The organism is Chitinophaga sp. H8 (assembly GCF_040567655.1).
GTDB classification, from domain to species: Bacteria; Bacteroidota; Bacteroidia; order Chitinophagales; family Chitinophagaceae; genus Chitinophaga; species Chitinophaga defluvii.
Window position 1 is genome coordinate 2108432 of record NZ_JBEXAC010000001.1, and the last position, 20372, is coordinate 2128803.

Here is a 20372-nt window from a genome sequence, read left to right on the forward strand (position 1 = left end):
GAAATAGCCGCTTTGCCGACCTTGAAATTGTACCGGCCTTTGGTCCGTTGTTATTACCCACGTGATGATCGTATTTCATCAACATTTATCAAAAAAACGGCATGAGGCTGTATCTGATGTCAGGTACAGCCTCTTTATTACCCTTTTATCAGCTGTCCTACTTCCGCTACTTCATAATCCGGGCATCCGCCGTTGTAGGTAGCAATCCATGCACCCATCGCAGCAGCAAAAGTGATATTCTCCTGTGGTGATTGTCCTTTAATTCTGCCGTGCAGATAAGCCGCCAGAAATGCGTCTCCGCTTCCAATGGTATCAGCAACGGTTACTTCAAATCCCTGGTGACGGTAAAATGTGCCATCTACGTATAAGATGGCACCCGCTGCACCCAGGGTAACAATAATCTCCGGTACCTTGTACCTGGTGGCAAGTGCTGCTATACGCTCTTCCAGACCAGTAGCAGTAGTAAACCAATCAGTAACGAGTGTAAGTTCTGATTCGTTGAGCTTGATTATATTAGCTGCTTTCATCAGCCATTCCAGTATTTCGCGCGTATAATGCGGCGCCCGCAGGTTAATATCCAATACTTTTACTGCGGGAAAATTAAGGATATTGGCCAGGGTATGCATAGACACCGGATTACGGCAAGCCAGGCTTCCGAATACAACGTAAGCAATATCAGCATTGGTCAGCAGCTCTGCCTGTTTATCATCCTGTACAATAAAGTCCCAGGCTACCGGTTTTACAATGTCGTAACTTACTTCCTGATTGTTTGCAACATTTGCATATACTTTGCCGGTTTCATATGCTTCATTCCGCTGGATAAAATAGGCGTCCAGGCCAATATTATCCAGTACAGTTAATAAGTCCCTGCCGGCTTCATCATTTCCAATTCCTGAAAATATAGCAGTAGGATGCCCGAGCTTTTCCAGGTGGTAGGCTACATTCATAGGCGCTCCACCAGGAACCTTTTTGTCGGGTAATATATCCCATAAAACTTCTCCGAAACAAATAATTTCATATTGACGTGGGTTCATCAGTTGCTTGTTTTTAATCTGATAATGTATCTGTTATTATTCTTTAGATATTGCAAGTATTTCCGTATAGAGCATCCGGCGTATGGCACGCTCGGTTTTTTTGTCCTGCATAGACAGCAATAGTTGTACTTTAAACCGGGCCATGTCTTTCTTTATTTCCAGTGTTCTGAGTAAGAAAGTACCCGGTGTAATCGCGTTATTATAAGGGCTGAGTACATTTTGCAGTCTTTGCTCCAGCACATCCAGGGTAAGCAGGTGTTTATGATCCAATTCAAATTCCACTGTTACCTTTTTAATATTTTGTTTGGATTGGTTAACAATAAGGGAGGTAAAGATGGAGGAGTTGGGAATAAGTATTACATCATCGTCGTCATTAAGCATCACTACATTGACAAGGGTAATATCCTGTATTTTACCACTATGTTCTCCTATTACAATATGATCGCCTAATGACAGCTGATCAGAAAACATGATGATCAGTCCATTGATCATATTGGTAATATAATCACGGAACAGCAACGCAATGGCTGCAGCCACAATACTGATACTGGTAAGGAATTGTTTAGGGTGGATATCAAAAAACAACATTATGGCTACTATAAAGAAAACCGTATTCAGTACAGACGCAATCCGGTTGATACCGAGGACAAAGTTATCTTTTACATTCGTTTTTAGCTGGTTTTTGCGGATATACCAGGAAATGATGATGAGCCATCCCAGGGAGATCAGTAAATTGGCACTCAGAAAAAGGGCTAACGCATTTGTTAGTTTATCCAGTGTCGGGTATTTAACATAAAGATCAGGCTCCTGTATATGGTTAAAATATAGCAGGGCCAAAAATATCAACAGCTTAATAAAGAAAATAACCCGCTCTTTCCTGTTCTTTCTTTTTGCTTCCAGATCCATCATCATTGTATGCACTTTCATTTTCTGTATTGGAGGCTGTCTGCACACATTATCCGGTACAGGAAATCAGCCCCCAATAATTCAGCGGGAAATTAAGCAAAATACAGTGAAAGTTTATGTAAAAAGTCCTAGTGTGGCAACTTTTCCCTGAAATAACCATATACCCAGGTACCTGCAACAGCGCTCAATAACACTACCGTTACCACCAGTACGCCGGTACCTATCTGAGCAAAAAGTGGCCCCGGGCAGGCACCTGTCATAGCCCATCCAAATCCAAATATTAATCCGCCTATTATCTGCCCTTTGTTGAATTTCTTTTTATGGAATACGATAGGCTCTCCATAGATCGTTTTTAACTTATATTTTTTGATCAGCCATACCGACAACATACCTACAGCTACTGCTGTACCAATGATGCCATACATGTGAAAACTCTGGAGACGGAACATTTCCTGTATCCTGAACCAGGATATTACTTCCGCCTTTACAAAAGTGATCCCGAAGATAATACCTACCAGCAGGTATTTTAACAGGTGGTACCATTTATGTGTTAATGCAGATTCATTGATACAAATAGTATCCAGGGAACGGACCTCAAAGTCCGTATCATTAGTGGGCAGGGTATTGTCAATCACATCTTCTTTGAGCATTATCAGGATCTTTAAAGATTAAAGTTGAAGGATAAAGGGCAAAATCCAGTTGGCCATTAAAAAACCTCCTGCCATAAAACAAATCGTTGCAATCACTGAAGGGATTTGCAAGGTGCTGATTCCCATGATGGCATGCCCGGAAGTGCAGCCACCGGCATACCGGGTACCAAATCCTACAAGAAACCCACCCCCTGCTAATAAAAGAAAACCTCTCAGTGTAAACAGGGAAGACCAGCTGTATAAGTCTGCTGGTACCTGCTGGCTATAATCTGTAATACCATATTGTGCCAATTCCTTAACCAAGGCTGGATTTACCTTAATAGGCGCATCGTTTTGCAGGAACAAGGCAGCTATGATGCCACCTATCAGGATACCGGCTACAAAGAAGAGGTTCCAGGCTTCCTGCTTCCAGTTGTATTGAAAAAACTTGATCCTGGCAGGAAAACAGGCGGCACACATATGCCGCAAATTGGCTGAAATGCCAAAATGTTTATTGCCCAATAACAAAAGGGCCGGTACTGTTAAACCAACAATAGCACCTGCTACATACCAGGGCCAGGGCTGTTTAAGCCATTCCATCATATACCTGTAAATTTGAGACCATAAAAATAAGTGCGGCTGGTGCCGCACCCTAGTTTATTATAACAATGTATTAGGACATACATAATCTGTTATCGGAAATTGTCCGGATGCCTTAAGAGCTTTAAACCCACCCTGTACATCTACCAGGTTGTCAAATCCTCTTGCCCGCAATACACTGATGAAAATCATAGAGCGATACCCTCCGGCACAATGCACATAATATGTTTTGTTTTTGTCCAGTTGCACCATGTTAAAGTTAATATAATCCAGCGGGGTATTCATCACATTGATCACATGTTCGCTCTGGTATTCACTTATTTTACGGACATCCAGCAAAGCGGCCTGCCGATCCGTTTTGAGCCGGATGGCCAGTTCTTCGGGGGTAATTGAGGTGATCCGGTCAGTTTCCAGTCCTGCCTGTTCCCAGGCAGCAAAGCCTCCTTTTAAGTAGCCGATAGTATGGTCATATCCCACTCTGGCCAGGCGGGTAATAACTTCTTCTTCCCTGCCGGCTTCGGTGATCAGTAATAGTTTCTGTTTGATATCCGGAATCAGGGCACCTACCCATGGAGCAAAGTTGCCATCTATACCGATATTAATCGCATTGGGGATAAACCCTTTCGCAAAAACAGCCGGATCACGGGTATCCAGTATCAATGCGCCTGTAGCATTGGCAGCCACTTCAAAGGCCGCAGGTGATAAGGCCTGTTGTCCACGCTGCAGTACTACGTCTATACTTTCGTACCCCTGCTTATTCAGCATAGCATTAAGCGGAAAGTATGCAGGTGGGGGCATTAGTCCTGCAGTTACTTCGGTAATAAATGCTTCCCTGGACATATCTGCTCTTAGCGCATAATTGGTTGCCTTCTGGTGTCCCAGCGTATCTGATGTTTCCTTGCTCATATTTTTACCACAGGCACTGCCTGCACCATGTGCCGGATATACCACTACCTCATCCGGCAGCGGCATGATCTTGTTCCGTAAAGAATCGTATAGCAATCCTGCCAGTTCTTCCTTGGTCATATTAGCAGCTTGCTGCGCCAGGTCCGGCCTGCCCACATCACCTATGAAGAGGGTATCCCCCGTGAAAATGGCTACGGGTTGCCCTTTCTCATCTTTTAACAGAAAAGAGGCACTTTCCAGGGTATGTCCCGGTGTATGTAGTAAGGTAATCGTTACATTACCCAAAGGAAAGGTTTGTTCATCAGCAGCAATAAGTGCCTCAAAAGAAGGTGTAGCAGTAGGGCCGTATATAATTGCCGCGCCGGTTTTTTGAGCGAGATCCAGGTGACCTGACACAAAATCGGCATGAAAGTGTGTTTCAAAGATGTATTTTATCCGGGCCCCGGTTTGGTTGGCCCTGTCAATATAAGGTTGTACTTCCCGCAACGGATCTATCACGGCGGCTTCACCATTGCTTTCTATATAATATGCGCCTTGTGCCAGGCAACCGGTATAAATCTGCTCAATTTTCATAGTTGCTATTTTTTAATGTACTATAGCAAAATTCACCAATGTTGCAGACATAAAACGTGACAAAAGTCACCTGGGTCTTATTTCGTTACTTTTTGTTACGGTAATACCTCAAAAGTAAAATGTCGGCTTCCCGCCAGCCCATCAGCCGTAATACCCTGCAATACCACGATGTATTTCCCGGGCTGGTCTCCGGTATAAAAACTGACCGCTGTACTGTCTTTTGTACTCGTTTTAACCACGGGTGCCCAGTACAACAGGCTTCTCAGATCAGGAAGGGAGCTTTCTTTTTCTGCAGCAGTATTATAAACAGGCGCATAGAATTCCTGCTGTTGCCGAATACCTTCGTAATCCAGTACAACCATATACGGATTAGGCTTTATCCCATCCAGATTGCCGTTGTAGGTAGTAAGGCTGATAATGCCACTTGAAGTCGTAGCCCCGTAGAAATAGGGTTTTGTAACTACCTCTACCCGTTTCACTTTTAAAGGGTTGATTGCCATTAATTCATCACAGTTAAAAACAGGTACCCCATCCAGCAGCATCAGTGGGTCCTCGTTAAAATATTCATTAAAGGGCTGATTTTTCAGCCGCAGAAAAAAATGCCCTTTAATTCTTCTTACATCCACAGGAATGACAAATTCCCGTAGCACTTCTTCCATGGTGGTAAAGCGTGTGTAGTCATCCAGATTGAAATCCCAATCGCTTTTACCATAGAAAGGGGTCGTATCTCCAGGTGGAAGACTCGGCTTTTTCAGGGAGTCATTCCAATAGGTACGCATTGCCTGCATACCGATGCTATGTGTTTCCAGTTGTGCCGAATACTGAGCTGGCAAAGTAAACGCTGGAAGTATTCCGGAAGAAGGCAATGTAGAAAAGGGGTTATCAATATTGATACCGTGTATACTATCCTTTCCCTCCCCTATCTGAACAATGACTTCCCTGGTGTTATAGAGCCCTTTCGTGTCGTACTTTACCCGCCCGTCAGTATCATTGGAGGCAGGATAATAATACCACCATTTACCAGGAGCGGAAAGATGAGTTGTTAAAGGTTTATTTACCGGTTTACCGGTTTGGATATTAATCACTGTACCCGTAATAATATGACCATTATACTCCGGTACATATTTAAACATCGGTGTTTTCCGCTGCAGGATATCCTCCCACCGGAACTTTCTCCATCCATGTGTGAGCATGAGATTATCGGCTGCCAGTGGTACGTTGATATCACGTGTAAAATAGTATTCCGGTGACTCCACTGTACCCTGCAAATCTGAAGATAACCACAAGCAGGTCAGGATATTCTCCTCCGGTGCCTTTTGCAGGCTGTCTACCAGGTATACTGATACGGACAGGTCGGCTGCGGCTGTTTCGCCCTCCATGTTTTTAGTTTGTATGGGTATATTCACTTTTGTTCGCTGGGCATACTTCTCCTTTTCAGCTCTGGCTATAATAGCTAATTGTTTTTCCAGTGGTTTGAAATACAGTCTTTCACAAACGGGTTGCCTGGTACTGTTAAAAACGGTAAAATGGGATATCCCTTCTCCCAGCATTTTCCTGTCTACCAGAAAAACAGCCCGCCCATGCTGCAATTCTTTCATGTCTGCCACTTTAATTTCCTGGCGGGTATGTATAAACAGATATACCGGAGCAGGCGCCACCATACTATTGCCGGTGCTGGCAGTCACCAGCACTTTTATCAGCTCCTTAGTGGTATCACTTACCTGCATCACATAACCCTGCCCGTCTATCCGAGGTAGCTCCTGCGTAAAGGGGCTTCCCTTTACAGGGGTAATCTTTGCCCGATAAGTATGTGCAGCAACAGGGGTAAATGTACATCTGCCAATACCAAATTTTAGTGGCTGGAAGCTGGTGATACTATCTCCCTTTTCATCGATAATGATTCCTTGGCAATCAACTCCTTTTCCGGTATGATCAGTAATACGGAAAGCAAGTGTACTTTGCAGGCCACTCACGAGGTGTCCGCCTTCGGGGAAAAACTGTGCAGTATAAGCTGGCGTTGTACCAGCCGGAGGCAGCACGGCCGCTTCCTGGGTATTGACAATTGCGATTACTTTTTCAAAGTATCCTTCCGGCGAAAAATTCTTCATCCAGTTAGTGTATACCCGTATCCTGTAATTGCCGGTACCCAGTGTTAACGGTAAAAAGACCGATCCACTGCCGGTACCTTTATCCATCCCCACTTTTACCTGAAACTCCGGTACCTGGGCATTATTGATGAGCTCTACATAAGCTACCTTACTGATATCTATAGGATGATGTAGCATTCCATCCACATCATATATTTTAAACCAGAGCATTTCACCTGCCACATAAAACTGCTTATCAGTATGTACATATATTTTTTCCTGGAAGGCTTTCTTACGGTATTGTTCAAAGGACTGTTTTATACTGCGCAAGGTATCCGCCTGCGCCATCAGTTGATGGAATGGAATCATCCAGACCAGGCATGCAGCTAAGAAGCTGCAACAGCGGGTGGGTATGGTATAACCGGAATGTATCATGTCCATTAACGTTGGGTACAAAATAAAGCCACTACACGGACTACTATGGCCAATACGAAGGTTTACGGGGTTCTCCTTTGTAGGCACGGCAGTCTGCACAGATGTAATCTGCCGACTGATACCCTATTACTTCCCCTCCCCGCTTTACTTCCCGCATGGGCACATATGGTTCAATAAAAGGACCAATAGTATCTTTAGGCAAGAACATTTCGAGTTGTTTCAACCTTCTTTCAGTGCTGTCTGAGCAAGGAATCCGATAGTTCCAGCGAGGTACTTTCACAAATATCCTTTGTGATGAACTTGTACCGGCACTGATATAACCAATTACCGTTTCGGTAGGATTATTTATACAGGTGATATTGCCTTTTATTTCTGTGGGCTGTGGATCAAATATAGTACCCAGTTGTTCTGTATTTTTCTTCATATTCAACCAATACGCAAAAGCTTCCTTGTTAAATGCATATTGCTTTACCAGTATACTATAGAGTGCCCCGAGTTTCCAGGCATCATCCGAATCCTCCACAATTTTCACCAAAGGGAACGCATGAATCAGATCAGTGGTGAATTTTTCAGTTGATCCCAGCAAGATCTGATTAGACAACAGGGTTCTCCAGCACACATTTACCAGGGGGGTATCTCTTGGCACTACTTTCAGCAGGTTAGGTTTAAATTCGAAGAAGCTGGTATCGTACATATGATATTCCCAGGTTTCTTCATATTCCCAGCGATAGTACTTTGTGTTATTCTGCGGATCATGTGTGGTAAGGTAGATCTGTACACCTTCCTGATTTTTTTGCCAGTATACAGAGTCAATAGGAGGAGCTTTTTTCAGGGATACTGCTGCCGACCGGTATTCATTACCATCAGCAGTTTTGATCTGCAGGCTGTATTTTTTAGCGTTATCCAGTGTGAGTGTAGCAAAGTAGTCTCCTTCACTTCCTTCCGTAAGCGCATAACTTTCATTCCCTTCCCCTACTACAGCTACTTTTGCTTTAAATTCCGGCACAATACGTGCCTCCAGGCCCAGGCGGCGGGTACGGGTAAGCCTGATATGTGTGGGAGCAGTACCATTATCAATAAATCCTTCTACCACCAGGTAGTTATAATCTTTTGAAGTAATGGGAGGATTATACAGGTCTTTACAACTGATCCCTGCCAGCAGGCATATAATCACCCAACCTATTTTTATCCGGTACTGTTGCATGGGTTAAAATCTAATGTTGAAATTTATATATGGAATGGCTGTGCCAAAAATGGACAACTTATACCCCTTTATTTTTCCGTTTTCGGATACAAAGTAAACGGAGTAAGGGTTTCGTTGCCCGGTCCAGTTATATACACCAAAAGTCCATGAGTTATGTGTCTTCTGTTTTACCTTATGGTTTCCTTCTATGTTCAGTGAAAAATCTGACCGGAAATAATCAGGAATACGTGAATTGTTCCGGTCTTCATACAACACCCTTTGAGCGCCGGCATAATAATAGCGGGCCACGGGCAATGTGATAGGGCGGCCGGTGCTGTAAGTAACATTCAGCGAAACGCTGAAGCGGTGCGACAGCCGGTAGTTGCCAATCATGGTAAAGTCATGTGGCTTATCATAATTAGCCGGATAATATTCTCCGCGGTTTACCAGTTCCCCTTGTGCGGGGTCGTCCATTTTCAGGAAAGTACGGGAGTAAGTATAACTGAACCAGCCATTTAATTTCCCGGTTAATTTCTTCAGCATAAACTCCAACCCGTACGCTTTACCTTTAGTGCTGAGCACATCAGTTTCAATGTGATGATTGAGGATCAGTTGTGCACCACTTTTATAATCCAGGTAATCGCTGATCCGCTTATAATATACTTCAATAGAAGCTTCGACCGTATTGGATTTAAAATTGGAGTACAATCCCAGGGATACCTGGCTACCGGATTGAGGTTTAATATTGGGATCACTCAGTTTAAAAATATCCGTGGGTGCCATCGCGGTAGTATTGGATAGTGTATGGATATATTGACTAAGCGTATTATAGGCTGCTTTAACCGATACTTTATTAGAAAAAGCATATCTGGCAGAAAGGCGGTATTCTGGTGTGGTATAGGTTTTAATTACCTTTCCTTTATTCCAGGAAACCGTTTCCAGCTGGTTTACTTCTTCTTTAGGAATACCTGGTGCGTATAGATTTATATTTTGAGGCCCGAGGTAGTTGAACATGGAATAACGTATGCCCAGGTCCAGCGCCAATGCCGAAGATACCTCGTAATGATCCGATAAGTAAACGGCACTTTCCTGTCCTTGCTCTGCAGGGATCTGGTCCGGTCGGGTGATAGATTTATCCCCTAATGCCTGGTAATTACCCGGATGCAGCTTATACCGGATAGTACTTAATCCGAAGCTGAAAGTATGTTTGGTGTCCAGGTGATAGTCAAAGTCCAGCTTTGCATTTAACTGATTGATATCAAAGGTAAGTTTATAGGCCGTTACAGGATCCTTATCACTGGTGATATTATAGTCATATCCATCATATCCAGTGGTAAATACACCATAGAGCTTATTGTTGAATACATGTTTCCACTTCAGGGAAATATTCTTATTGCCATAACCATAGGTAGTGTCATTATTCAGGTTAAAGCGGTCCCTGCTTAAATATCCGGTCAGGTACAGGCTGTTTGATTTATTGGCCTGATAGGCCAGGTGCAGGTTAACGTCATAAAAGGATGCCTTGCTGTTTTTATATTCGGCAGGCAAAGCCTGGAGCAGCCAATTAGCGTAAGTAGTACGTCCCCCAATTATAAAAGACATTTTATCTTTGATCAGGGGACCTTCCAGATTAAGCCGGCTGGTCACTACCCCAATACCCGCTGATCCAGCCAGGTTTTTCTTATTCCCTTCCCGGCTTTTAACATCGAGTACGGATGACAATCGCCCTCCATATTTGGTAGGTACGCTGCTTTTATAGAGTTCTACTTCTTTAACCACTTCAGGATTAAACGCGGAAAAGAAGCCAAAAAAGTGCGCCGGATTATAAATGGTGGCATCGTTGAAAAGGATAAGATTCTGATCAGCAGCCCCGCCTCTTACATTAAAACCGGTAGCGGCCTCCCCTACAGATTTAACACCGGGGAGGGTAAGTACGACTCTTAAAATATCTGCTTCTCCGAATACGGTAGGCACCTGTTTGATCGTTTTAATTGTCAGCTTCTCCAGCCCCATTTGTGTCCGCTTGATATTATTAGACTTCCCACCTGCAACATCCACATTCCTGAGCGTGATGATCTGTTCCCGCATTTCCATATTCATTTTACCATCAGCATTAAGCTGTATCTGGCGGTGCAGGTCTTTCATGCCCATACTTTGAATATTCAGTGTATGGCGCCCCCTGGGAAGGGAAATGGAATAATACCCAAACTGGTCGGTAAACACTCCGATACGGGGATGGTCGATATAAATGGATACTCCTACCAATGGCTCTCCGGTTTTATCATTTTTAACATACCCCGCAATTGTAGCATTACCTGTTTTCTGCTGATTGGTTTTATTGCCGATTTCATAAAGTTTATTATCTGTTACTACGGGTACTATTGTCTCTTTCCGGAACTTTTCATCATACGCGGATAACATGCGGGCTACTGCTTGCCGGTTATTTTGTTTGTTGGTATCACTGCCCGAAACATTATCCGGCAACTGGGTACTGATATACCAACCCTTCGTAATAAAGACGCGTTTCCCTGCTATTGAAAAAAAGAATCCTTTTTCTTGTAAAGCTTTTTCAAGAATTTGTGAAAGGGTCTGTGATTTTGCGGTAAGTGTAATACGGAGGCTGTCAAGCTGTTTATTGTCGTAGAAAAACTGGTAGCCTGTTTCCTGTTGAAGTTGTTTTACAAATTGTCCGATGGGCGCTTCCTTGAAATCTGCATCTATTGATTTGTCGGGAGGGTGCTGCGCTTGTATGTATGCGGTAGAAAACAGGATAATTGACAACAGCCACGTAATAAAACGGGATAACATCGCCATGATCAATTCTTTAATTGTTCATAATAAGCAGCGATCCTGGTCAGTGCAAGTTCTTTATTGGATTTAAAACTAAGTTTGTTTTTTTTGATAAATTGGGCGATATCCTTATCCTTGTCTTTCAGCAGGTTCAGCACCATACGTTCATTGTCTGCCTGATGATATTTGTCGCCTATCTTTAAATAATACCATCGTTTGGAATATACTACGTATTGTTTTTCGTTCATAATTTCTTCTTCCTGTACGTTTTTCGAGTATCTGGCCAATACCTTCAACTGGTTATTATAAAGTTGTTCGTAAAATCCCGGAGATAATCCCAGTGCTGAAGCACTATCTGGTGCAATACGGATAAACTGATGCTGGTTGATGGTAAACTTATTGATCCGATCCTGGTGTAATTGCATATAAGTGTCTTTGTAGGGCACAATTACTTCGCCGGTAATCAGATCATAAAGCAACTTTACATCTTTGTAAAGCATGCCTTCATAACAGATACTTCCCGGGCTCCAGCCGGCAGTTTCAAAAAACGCATGTCCTTCCAGGTGGTACGGATAAGGTGCATACTGCGTACCATTATTAAGTCCTTTTTGTATACCAGTGGACGCTTCATATAAACTTACCGCATAATCGTATGCTTCTTTCAATGGCTTGTTTGATGCGAAGGTAAATTCATTAAAATCCTGAGCAGTGGAAGGTTGGGTCAAAGCTAGTAATAGCACAGCGATTGGAAACAAGAGATGTTTGAAGCTAGATCGGTTCATACTCGCTCATTAAAGGTGAAGAAGTCGGTTTCAATTTCCGGGTGATATCAGGTGGTTTTGATCACCATTTTACACAGCACGTAAGTCAGTTATTTTGTGTTGATGGAATAAATTTAGCGCTTAACATTTCATTTCCTGTTAATACCACGTTAACAAGAAATATTTCTTCGCATTGATTTTGGAAGGATCAAAAATGTAAACTAAGATTTAGTTAATCTATAGTTAACGTTAAATATCCACATAGTATCTTTATGGTCTTTCTGACACAGAATGCCCAATCACAGAAGATTTGAGTATTTACAAAAAAATTGAAACTATTTAGAAAAAGTTGTATATTCAAGATAGGTTTTACAAGGTATATCTTATCTGACTTTCTAACCACATTTGCTAAACGAAATTTCGGTTTTAGCTTTAGGGTATATACGCTTCTCTGCACCCATAAATTCAAAAAAATTACAAACCTCCTCCATACTCCATATCGGATATTTTGGTTTTTATTGATTTTGATATGGTGGAATGCTGAACAACTGCGATATTTTACACCCTCTTAATATGGTATCCCCTTAACTTCTGATATTAAAAGCAAAAGGCTAAAAATCAAGAGCTGCCTTGAAATGGAATAATTGCACTATATTTCCCCACGTTTTACGCATACTATGGATATAGCAATATTTAAAAAATTAGCAGCAGCCGGATTGATTTCTCCTGTTTCGCTGGAAAAGGTTAAGGTAACTGCCGGCAACCGGCTTTTTTCGCTTCACTGGGAACTACGAACATTACTGTACCTGGGGGTATTATTACTGAGCGGTGCGCTGGGCATCCTTGTTTATAAGCATATTGACACTATTGGGCATCAGATCATTTTACTTTGTATCGGGTTTGTTTGTGCAGCTTGCTTTGCCTATTGCGTCAGGAAAAAGCTACCGTTCTCGGTGGATAAAGTACCCGCACCCAATTCTTTTTTTGACTACCTCCTTTTGTTGGGGTGCCTGTTGTTTATCACCTTTGTGGGGTATCTCCAGTTTCAGTATACAGCTTTTGGAACCGCTTATGGCCTGGCCACCTTTATTCCACTGTCCGTATTATTGTTCAGTGCTTACTTCTTTGACCATTTGGGTGTTTTAACCATGGCGATTACTAATCTGGCGGCCTGGATGGGAATTGCAGTAACGCCTGCGCGCATACTGAAAGAAAATGATTTCAGCAGCAGCCCCCTTATTTACACGGCACTGTTACTGGGTGCTATCCTGATAGCAGCAGGGGTGCTTTCCCGTATAAAGAACGTGAAGCGGCATTTCGATTTTACGTACACTAATTTCGGCGCACATATATTGTTTATTGCCTGCCTCGCAGGCCTTTTTCAGTTTGAAGAAAACACGCTATTCTGGATCTTGTTGTTATGGGGCATTGCGGGATACTTTTACCGGTATGCTATGCAGGAGCATTCTTTTTACTTTTTACTGATTCTGACCTTGTATAGTTACATAGGCCTGAGTACAGTGGTGACCCGGATACTTTTTAGAGATAGTGGCAATGAAGAAGGAGCTTTCTATTTAGCCTTCTTTTACTACATAGGTTCTGCCATTGGCCTGGTTATGTTATTAATCCATTACAATAAAAAGATAAAAAACGATGCTCGCATATAACAATACAGGATTAGATCATTTGAATATACAAGAGGAGGCCGCAACGGCCTGTCGTAAAAAGTGTATTACAGCGCAGGAGTATGCTGCTGTTCAGGCTGCTTATCCGGTAGATTTTTATACACCTAATCCTTTTATCCGCATCGGACTCTTTATTTTAACACTGGTGATCTTATTTGCTTCCCTGGGTTTATTTGCGCTGATGCTCCTGGATGCTCTCAAAGATGTTGTTGCCGCTTTACTCATTTTTGCCGGATTGGTCACTTATGGTATACTGGAATATTTTGTTCAAACCAAAAAGCATTACCAATCCGGAGTAGATGATGCGTTGTTATGGGTGTCAGCCATATTGATACTCTGCGGTATCAATGCCATGGCAGATTTTGATATTTCTGTATGGGGACAGTGTATCCTGGTGTTCCTACTCTCTTTATACGCTGCCCTCCGGTTTGCGGATACGCTGATGAGCATCGTTGCCTTTCTGGCTTTATTAGGTATCGTATTTGAGCGGGCAACGGTTTTAGGAGATCTTGCCAAAATGGTGCTCCCCTTTTTGCTATTGGCCATTTCACTGGGAGTATATCTTTTGATGAAGCGGAGTGAGAAAATAAGCGCTTTCAGACATTACAAACGCTGCTGCTTGCTGGTGCAGATAGTATGCCTGGTTACGTTATACATCAGTGGGAACTATTTTGCAGTACGGGAAACCAGTGCTACGCTGTTCGGACCTTATCCCGAGGATATGCAGGGAATGCCTATGGGGTGGTTCTTCTGGATCCTCACTGTTGCCATACCGGTTATCTATATCTTCCTCGGACTTAAAAGGAAAGATACCATCCTGCTCCGGGCAGGACTGATATTGGTAGCCGGAGTTGTATTTACCATCAGATATTATCATAGTGTAGCTCCACTGGAGATAGCCATGCTGATCGGAGGCCTTATTTTAATCGGGCTGGCCTATGGGTGTATAAAATATCTGAAAACACCCAGATATGGACTTACAGATGAAAATACGGACGACCCGCATTTTTTGGACAAGTTACATCTCGAGTCTGTTATCATAGCGGAAACCTATACCCAGCAGGCGCCGGTAACAGACGATTTTCAGTTTGGAGGAGGTTCGGGTGGCGGTGGTGGTGCCAGTGGTACATATTAATCAGCTCTTCATACATTATTGATAATTAAGACGTTTTAACATATAAATAATATTATATTTGCTTTGTTTTTAAGTATATTTTATATATTTATTACGTAGTATGTCGTTTTATATCTCTAATGCATGACCATGAAAGCATCAACTATCAGTTTCCCGAGTGTATTTGAAACTGCCTTCGGAAACACAGAAAACTCCTCTAAAGATCTTTTAAACGGATTAAAAATTAAAAAAGATGATACCTGGTATCTGGTTGGCAACCTTGCCAAACGCGGGGGTATCAATCCTGGAAGAATTACCAATGCCTCTCCTCAGGAAGAAGATTATGACATCCTGTTCAAAGCTGCTTTATTAAATGTGGTGGATAAAGTAGAACAACCTATGTCAATCACTGCAGGATTCCCTTTTTCTACCTATAATGTATACAAAACAGCTGCAGAGCAATTCCTCAGCAAGCGGCATTTTCTGATTGATTATGATACCCAGACCTTTAACAACAAAGGCGGGTTTAAGAAAGCAATGTTTGATATTGAGCGGTTTGAGGTGATTCCTGAAATCGTAGGTGGGATCATTGGATTAAAGAAAACTATCAATAACCCTCAGCTGGACAACTTCATCGCTGTGAGTTTTGGTTTTGGGACTATAGAAGGCGGGATGGCTACCGGTGACGGATTGGTACATCGTACCTGTTTTAGTTCCCATGGTATCCGCTATGCGATCAATAACCTTACCCGTGAACTGAACCAGAAACATTACCTCGAAATGAAAAACGAGCATCAGGTAGATGATGCTTTTATGAAGGGGTCCATTTTCACCAACCGGAAGAGAATTGACCTGAAGGCGATGCGTAAAGAAGTGCTGACACAATATTATAAAGAAGTCGTTTCTCCCCTGATGCGTAGCTACTTCACAGACCTGGATTTTGAAAATTGTGAACGTATCTATCTGATGGGTGGCGGCGCTTATTACCGGGAACTCACGGATGCCTTTACAGAGGAATTTAAAGATTTTATTCCTGTAGAAGTGGCACCGGAACCAGAAAAACTGATTAGCATAGGTTATCTTTACAACTCGCTCCGTTTGTCTGACAATAAATACCAACGTAGCGTTGGACTGGACCTTGGTAATGCCTCTTCTATTGTTTCCATCTTTGAACCTGGTACCGATTCAACAACTGACAGTGTAAACCATTAATCTTGAGTACGTTTATAGATTTATTCAACCGCACCATGGGGAAACGTAGTTTCCTGCTACCGTCTGAAGTGATGGTGAATGGTACTATTGAAGCTACTATTCCCGGACGTATAGATGGACATATAAAAGGTGATGTAAAAACAGAAGGCAAGCTGGTAATAGGTGAAAGCGCGGTTGTAAGAGGACATGTGCATGCCACGGAACTGATAACTTATGGAAAGATCTATGGGGATGTTTTCATAAGTCACAAAGCCATTATCGCCAATAAAGCATATGTGAGAGGAGATGTTACGGCATTAGTGCTCACCATAGAAGAAGGTGCCGTTATTGAAGGAGCTATCCGGAAAGAGATTGTGCCTGCTGCCGCTGCAGAACTGGCGGATGATGCGCTGGCCAATGACCCGATAGAAGACAAAAACAAGCCTGCGGAAGAAGAACAGGCAACTTCCTGGTTTTAGCAGAAACTACCCTGAGGGTATTTATCTGAATACTTTACCTTCTTTACGGTATTCGCGTAAAATGCCTTCTTCAATATCAGGCAAGTCTATATTGTCAATACTACCTGCTTCATTCATTTTTTTCAGAAAGCAATATTGTGCTACATTATTAATAGCGGCTCCGGAAAGTTCATGCCGGGCCGCTATTTCAGTTAGTCTTACACGCTCATTTAAAGTCACAGACGTAAAAATCATTTCCCACAGCTTTCGCCGGTCTGCCTGATCCGGCATGGGAAATTGTATGATAGACTGAAAACGCCTGGAGAATGCAGCGTCAATATTACTTTTAAAATTAGAGGCCAGAATTACCAATCCATTATAGTTTTCTACCCGTTGCAGCAGATAAGAAATTTCCTGGTTGGCATATTTATCATGCGCATCTTTAATGTTGGTACGCTTACCAAAGAGCGCATCTGCTTCGTCGAAGAAGAGAATACATTGCTTATGTTCCGCCCGGGTAAATATTTTTTCAAGATTCTTTTCCGTTTCACCAATGTATTTGGAGATGATCATAGACAGATCGATACGGTACACATCATATTGCTCTTCGGCAGGGTCCCTCCTTTTGCCCAGCAGGCAGGCGGTCAGCGTTTTTCCCGTTCCCGGAGGCCCATAGAACAAGGCCCGGTAACCTGGTTTTAATCGCTTATTTGTTTGTAGCAGTGCATCTTTATGCCGGATCCATTTTTTCAGCTCCAGCACCTGTTCCATTGTATCTGGCTGCAGTACCAGGTCTGGCCATTCTAGAGGTGTGGTAATGTGAGCAGCGGGAAAGTCGCTGCTAAACCCTGGGAGGATATGTTCACCTGTAAGAAAGTAATCTACATAATCCTGTGAAAGTACAATTCGCCCACTCATAGCAGGCTGGCCATCCGTTACTCTATCCAGCCAAAGTACCCTTTGCCTGGCAAATAAGTATGGAGGGGTAAACAGTGTCTGTATCATCATCCGTTGTTCCAGTTCCTCATTCGCCAGCAAAAAGAGGGCGGTTTCACCGGTAGGCAGAAATACCCTGGATTGCTCACTTTTTACCCCGCCAAGCTGAGGAAAGCTGGCACCATTTTCTGGTATAAAGGGTGCGATCTGCCTGTCAAAAAACAAGGGATCAACATGAGGGGTAAGCGCCATGACCAATAGCAGCTGGGCATTAGCAGGCAATTCATATTGTCTGATAAATGCGGGTAAAGGGGCTGCCGCATGCAATGGTACCGGCAATGGTATTCCGGAAGGGTCTGTTGGTACTGTTACCATAAGATGGCTTCCCAGCTTTCCACTTAACCTGGCCTCCATTACCTGGGCCAGCCAGTCGAGGTATTGTTGTAATACAGCAGCATTTTGCGCAGGGGTAACCATAATGATAAATAATTGTCCTGTTGATTATTGGGCTTCTTCTTCAGATAAAGGATGCCCCGTTTCGTCTGTTTTCTCTTTACTATACTGTTCCATACCAGTAATAAACTCTTGTACACTAGCTTCCCAGTCCTTATATGCCTGGTCATATTCTGCCTGTGTAAGCGGTTCATTGATCACCAATTCAGGGAAAGGATGATCTGTAATATAATTCATATAATCCTGTCCATGATTACCCTCATGATATTTCAAAGAAGTATTACCTTGTTTTTTATCTTCTTCCGTGGTACCTCTTCCATATGCAGAAGGTCCTGCTGGTTTGGCATTGGCCGCATAAGTTGTTTGAATCACCAGTTCTTTTTTAATCTTTACACTTACGATCTTCCCGTCCTTCGTTTGCGGAGTTACACGATATTTGATCTTTCCATCCGTAACCGCTCCTCTGGATTTCACCGCAGTTGATTTTGGGGAAGCAGTTTTATCCGGTAATATTTTTACTGTAAAGTCTCCCCGTTTAAAGGAAGCGATCTTTGTTTTCTTATCCGCCTTCACACCTTCCGGTAAGGGAGTAGCAGATTGTTGCTGTACCTGTCTGGCAGTTGTCTTTTGCCGGCTTGTGGCGCTACCTCCAGCGGATCGCCTCCTGGCTGGTGATGCCGCACCCTGCTGCACTACATGTGTAAGTTCGTGTGCCAGTAGCCGTTTGCCAGCCAATGTAGCGGGATCATATTTCCCACTATTGAAATAAATATCCTTTCCATGAGTGAATGCCTGAGCGCCTATCTGCTTATTCATTTGTACGGCTTCCTGATCGGTATGTATATTCACGTCCTTAAAATCGGCTCCTATTGCGTTTCCCATTTCCGCACGTAGTTGAGGTGACAATGGTGTTCCTTTATCCTGTTGCTGTTTGAGTTGGGTATCCAGACTTATTGACGAAGGTTGTTTCCCGTCTGGTTGTTGTTTGGCCATCACCTCCGGCCGCTCTTCCTTTTTTTCAGGTGTATCTTCTTTTTGTTGTACGGGCTTTTTCTCTTCTTCTTTTTCAGGTGCTTCTTCTTTGGCCTGTATTGTTTTTTTCTCCTCTTCTTTCTCCTTCTTTTCGTCTTTCTTCTGCAAGGGTTTTTCTTCTTCCTTTTTCTTTTCGGGTACCGGAGGTTTCTTTTCCTCTTCCTTTGGAGGTGCCTGCATTGCTTGCAACATCGTAACCGCCTTTTGTTGCAATGCCCCTCCCCGTTTTGCCGGAGCCTGATGTACTACGTTGTCTGCTACGGCATCTGCTTCCCTTTCGTATTGATCACCGGGCTGCCCCATCGTTAATTTGGGTTGAAAGAATGCATCCTCTTTAGCCTGCAGCGGCTGCTGGCTTCCGGCAAAAAAAGGTGTTTCTTTTTTTTCCGCTGTTTTATCCGGGTTCCGGTGTCTGCGATAGCGGGGGCTGGATGTTTTCATAATGTTTTATTTTTCATGATAGCATGCAAATCATCTAAACTACTTTTTATACTCGTTCAACTGATATTCCAAAGCCATTAAAGCGTCCTTCCATTTATTCTTTTTGCATAAGTATATGGCTGCTTCCCAGGCTGGCAAAGCTGTTTCCTGTAAGTTTTTACCTGACCAGTAGGCCGCGCTCACCAGGGCATTCCAGGAGCGCAACGGGCGATCCAGCTGATCATCCAGCAAAGCGGCTGCTTCCATATGGGCAGTACCGATATACTTGCTTTTTCTTTTTTGGGTCAATTCTTGCATGACCGGAAATAATGGATCTGCCTGCACCCATTTGTTATCCTCCTCTGTCAGGATAAGTGCTGCCAGGTCTACCGACAGGCTATCCGGTTCAATAGCACGATTAGGGAATTGGGATATACCCCCGTACTCATTATCATAACACAATGGTTCATCAAAAGCAGTAATGATATTAGCCGTAAGCTTCGCATCCTTCAGTGCCTTTTCAACATGAGATATATCCAGATGCCTGGCAAACAAATGATACAGCCTGGTTTGCCAGATGCCATAAGATTTATCCGGTGAAAGTGATGGCAAATATTCATCATTTTCCTCCATTTCAGTAATCGCCGTTCTCATAGCTTTGTGGGCTGCTGTAGTATCATATAAATACCATAATTTTAAGAACAAGGCATCTTCATTACCAGGAGAGTCATCCGGCTTGTGAGCTTCCAGAAACTGTTTAAATTCATCCAGATCTGCTGTGTTGCCCAGTATTTTTTGCAGGGGCAGTGCAAGTGCCTTATATCTGTTCCACCCTTCCAGCATATACGTAAACATTTCCTGATCACCTGTAATAATCTGATAGCGGATCAAGGGAAGTGCAGCACTGCTATCAGGAGCAATGGTCACTGCACTATGCAGGTCATTAAAAACGACTACCGGCCATTCCTCCCATTTTTTATCAGGCATGATTCTCAGCCCATATACGGAGTAGCTGTCATGTCCTAAAGGAAGTATATGCCAATAACCTTTCTTCAGATAAGGCAACCATTTTTTCATAGGTATGCCCGGATGAAAAGAGATCGTATCACTATCTTCCTCACTCCAGGTTTGCCCCAGTGTTTTTAACGCTGTCATTAGCTTGCTTATCATGGCATCGCT

At 43.1% G+C, this 20372-nt stretch carries 16 protein-coding genes; 4 read left to right on the top strand and 12 right to left on the bottom strand.

The window, feature by feature from the left end:
• Positions 1 to 137: 137 nt before the first annotated feature.
• The 9 genes from ABR189_RS08050 to ABR189_RS08090 form a co-directional block, all read right to left on the bottom strand.
• Positions 138 to 1034, bottom strand: coding sequence for a carbohydrate kinase family protein (locus ABR189_RS08050; RefSeq protein WP_354659957.1), 897 nt, complete (start codon positions 1032 to 1034; stop codon positions 138 to 140).
• 36 nt (positions 1035 to 1070) lie between these two features.
• Positions 1071 to 1961, bottom strand: coding sequence for a mechanosensitive ion channel family protein (locus tag ABR189_RS08055; RefSeq protein WP_354659958.1), 891 nt, complete (start codon positions 1959 to 1961; stop codon positions 1071 to 1073).
• Positions 1962 to 2068: 107 nt separating this feature from the next.
• On the bottom strand, positions 2069 to 2590 hold the full coding sequence (locus ABR189_RS08060) for a YeeE/YedE family protein (protein ID WP_354659959.1): 522 nt from the start codon (positions 2588 to 2590) through the stop codon (positions 2069 to 2071).
• An 18-nt stretch (positions 2591 to 2608) separates the two neighbouring features.
• Positions 2609 to 3172 (bottom strand): YeeE/YedE family protein, encoded by a 564-nt coding sequence (locus ABR189_RS08065; RefSeq protein ID WP_354659960.1) that lies wholly within the window; start codon positions 3170 to 3172, stop codon positions 2609 to 2611.
• 57 nt (positions 3173 to 3229) lie between these two features.
• Complete coding sequence (locus tag ABR189_RS08070) at positions 3230 to 4648, bottom strand: MBL fold metallo-hydrolase (protein ID WP_354659961.1); 1419 nt, start codon at positions 4646 to 4648, stop codon at positions 3230 to 3232.
• A 95-nt stretch (positions 4649 to 4743) separates the two neighbouring features.
• Positions 4744 to 7176 (bottom strand): hypothetical protein, encoded by a 2433-nt coding sequence (locus ABR189_RS08075; protein ID WP_354659962.1) that lies wholly within the window; start codon positions 7174 to 7176, stop codon positions 4744 to 4746.
• A gap of 37 nt (positions 7177 to 7213) precedes the next feature.
• Positions 7214 to 8374: a DUF4249 domain-containing protein gene (locus tag ABR189_RS08080; RefSeq protein WP_354659963.1), complete on the bottom strand. Its 1161-nt coding sequence runs from the start codon at positions 8372 to 8374 to the stop codon at positions 7214 to 7216.
• A gap of 3 nt (positions 8375 to 8377) precedes the next feature.
• A complete protein-coding gene (locus ABR189_RS08085) occupies positions 8378 to 11167 on the bottom strand; it encodes a carboxypeptidase-like regulatory domain-containing protein (RefSeq protein ID WP_354659964.1) in 2790 nt (929 codons plus the stop codon).
• A gap of 2 nt (positions 11168 to 11169) precedes the next feature.
• Positions 11170 to 11925, bottom strand: a complete 756-nt coding sequence (locus tag ABR189_RS08090; protein WP_354659965.1) for a hypothetical protein — start codon at positions 11923 to 11925, stop codon at positions 11170 to 11172.
• A 656-nt stretch (positions 11926 to 12581) separates the two neighbouring features.
• Between ABR189_RS08090 and ABR189_RS08095 the strand changes: the two genes are divergently transcribed.
• The 4 genes from ABR189_RS08095 (at position 12582) to ABR189_RS08110 (ending at position 16373) form a co-directional block, all read left to right on the top strand.
• Positions 12582 to 13571, top strand: coding sequence for a DUF2157 domain-containing protein (locus ABR189_RS08095; RefSeq protein WP_354659966.1), 990 nt, complete (start codon positions 12582 to 12584; stop codon positions 13569 to 13571).
• Complete coding sequence (locus tag ABR189_RS08100; RefSeq protein ID WP_354659967.1) at positions 13558 to 14724, top strand: DUF5656 family protein; 1167 nt, start codon at positions 13558 to 13560, stop codon at positions 14722 to 14724. Before ABR189_RS08095 ends, ABR189_RS08100 begins: the two co-directional genes overlap by 14 nt.
• A gap of 129 nt (positions 14725 to 14853) precedes the next feature.
• The gene (locus ABR189_RS08105) at positions 14854 to 15915 is read left to right on the top strand and encodes a ParM/StbA family protein (protein ID WP_354659968.1); all 1062 of its coding nucleotides are present in this window, start codon (positions 14854 to 14856) and stop codon (positions 15913 to 15915) included.
• A gap of 2 nt (positions 15916 to 15917) precedes the next feature.
• Positions 15918 to 16373, top strand: a complete 456-nt coding sequence (locus tag ABR189_RS08110; RefSeq protein WP_354659969.1) for a polymer-forming cytoskeletal protein — start codon at positions 15918 to 15920, stop codon at positions 16371 to 16373.
• Between the two features lie 21 nt (positions 16374 to 16394).
• Here the strand turns inward: ABR189_RS08110 and ABR189_RS08115 are convergent, their stop codons facing one another.
• The 3 genes from ABR189_RS08115 to ABR189_RS08125 are packed head-to-tail and all read right to left on the bottom strand — an operon-like array spanning position 16395 to position 20363.
• Positions 16395 to 17765, bottom strand: a complete 1371-nt coding sequence (locus ABR189_RS08115; RefSeq protein ID WP_354659970.1) for an ATP-binding protein — start codon at positions 17763 to 17765, stop codon at positions 16395 to 16397.
• A gap of 24 nt (positions 17766 to 17789) precedes the next feature.
• Entirely contained in the window at positions 17790 to 19214 is a 1425-nt protein-coding gene (locus tag ABR189_RS08120) for an eCIS core domain-containing protein (protein ID WP_354659971.1), read from the bottom strand.
• 39 nt (positions 19215 to 19253) lie between these two features.
• The gene (locus tag ABR189_RS08125; RefSeq protein ID WP_354659972.1) at positions 19254 to 20363 is read right to left on the bottom strand and encodes a hypothetical protein; all 1110 of its coding nucleotides are present in this window, start codon (positions 20361 to 20363) and stop codon (positions 19254 to 19256) included.
• Between the last annotated feature and the right edge of the window lie 9 nt (positions 20364 to 20372).

What these genes read in the sequence shown, in the direction of transcription:
- ABR189_RS08090 (WP_354659965.1), bottom strand. Translation starts at nt 11,925, where the DNA reads ATGAACCGATCTAGCTTCAAACATCTCTTGTTTCCAATCGCTGTGCTA.
- ABR189_RS08055 (WP_354659958.1), bottom strand. Translation starts at nt 1,961, where the DNA reads ATGAAAGTGCATACAATGATGATGGATCTGGAAGCAAAAAGAAAGAAC.
- ABR189_RS08050 (WP_354659957.1), bottom strand. Translation starts at nt 1,034, where the DNA reads ATGAACCCACGTCAATATGAAATTATTTGTTTCGGAGAAGTTTTATGG.
- ABR189_RS08070 (WP_354659961.1), bottom strand. Translation starts at nt 4,648, where the DNA reads ATGAAAATTGAGCAGATTTATACCGGTTGCCTGGCACAAGGCGCATAT.
- ABR189_RS08085 (WP_354659964.1), bottom strand. Translation starts at nt 11,167, where the DNA reads ATGGCGATGTTATCCCGTTTTATTACGTGGCTGTTGTCAATTATCCTG.
- ABR189_RS08065 (WP_354659960.1), bottom strand. Translation starts at nt 3,172, where the DNA reads ATGATGGAATGGCTTAAACAGCCCTGGCCCTGGTATGTAGCAGGTGCT.
- ABR189_RS08075 (WP_354659962.1), bottom strand. Translation starts at nt 7,176, where the DNA reads ATGGACATGATACATTCCGGTTATACCATACCCACCCGCTGTTGCAGC.
- ABR189_RS08125 (WP_354659972.1), bottom strand. Translation starts at nt 20,363, where the DNA reads ATGATAAGCAAGCTAATGACAGCGTTAAAAACACTGGGGCAAACCTGG.
- ABR189_RS08115 (WP_354659970.1), bottom strand. Translation starts at nt 17,765, where the DNA reads ATGGTTACCCCTGCGCAAAATGCTGCTGTATTACAACAATACCTCGAC.
- ABR189_RS08105 (WP_354659968.1), top strand. Translation starts at nt 14,854, where the DNA reads ATGAAAGCATCAACTATCAGTTTCCCGAGTGTATTTGAAACTGCCTTC.
- ABR189_RS08095 (WP_354659966.1), top strand. Translation starts at nt 12,582, where the DNA reads ATGGATATAGCAATATTTAAAAAATTAGCAGCAGCCGGATTGATTTCT.
- ABR189_RS08100 (WP_354659967.1), top strand. Translation starts at nt 13,558, where the DNA reads ATGCTCGCATATAACAATACAGGATTAGATCATTTGAATATACAAGAG.
- ABR189_RS08120 (WP_354659971.1), bottom strand. Translation starts at nt 19,214, where the DNA reads ATGAAAACATCCAGCCCCCGCTATCGCAGACACCGGAACCCGGATAAA.
- ABR189_RS08080 (WP_354659963.1), bottom strand. Translation starts at nt 8,374, where the DNA reads ATGCAACAGTACCGGATAAAAATAGGTTGGGTGATTATATGCCTGCTG.
- ABR189_RS08060 (WP_354659959.1), bottom strand. Translation starts at nt 2,590, where the DNA reads ATGCTCAAAGAAGATGTGATTGACAATACCCTGCCCACTAATGATACG.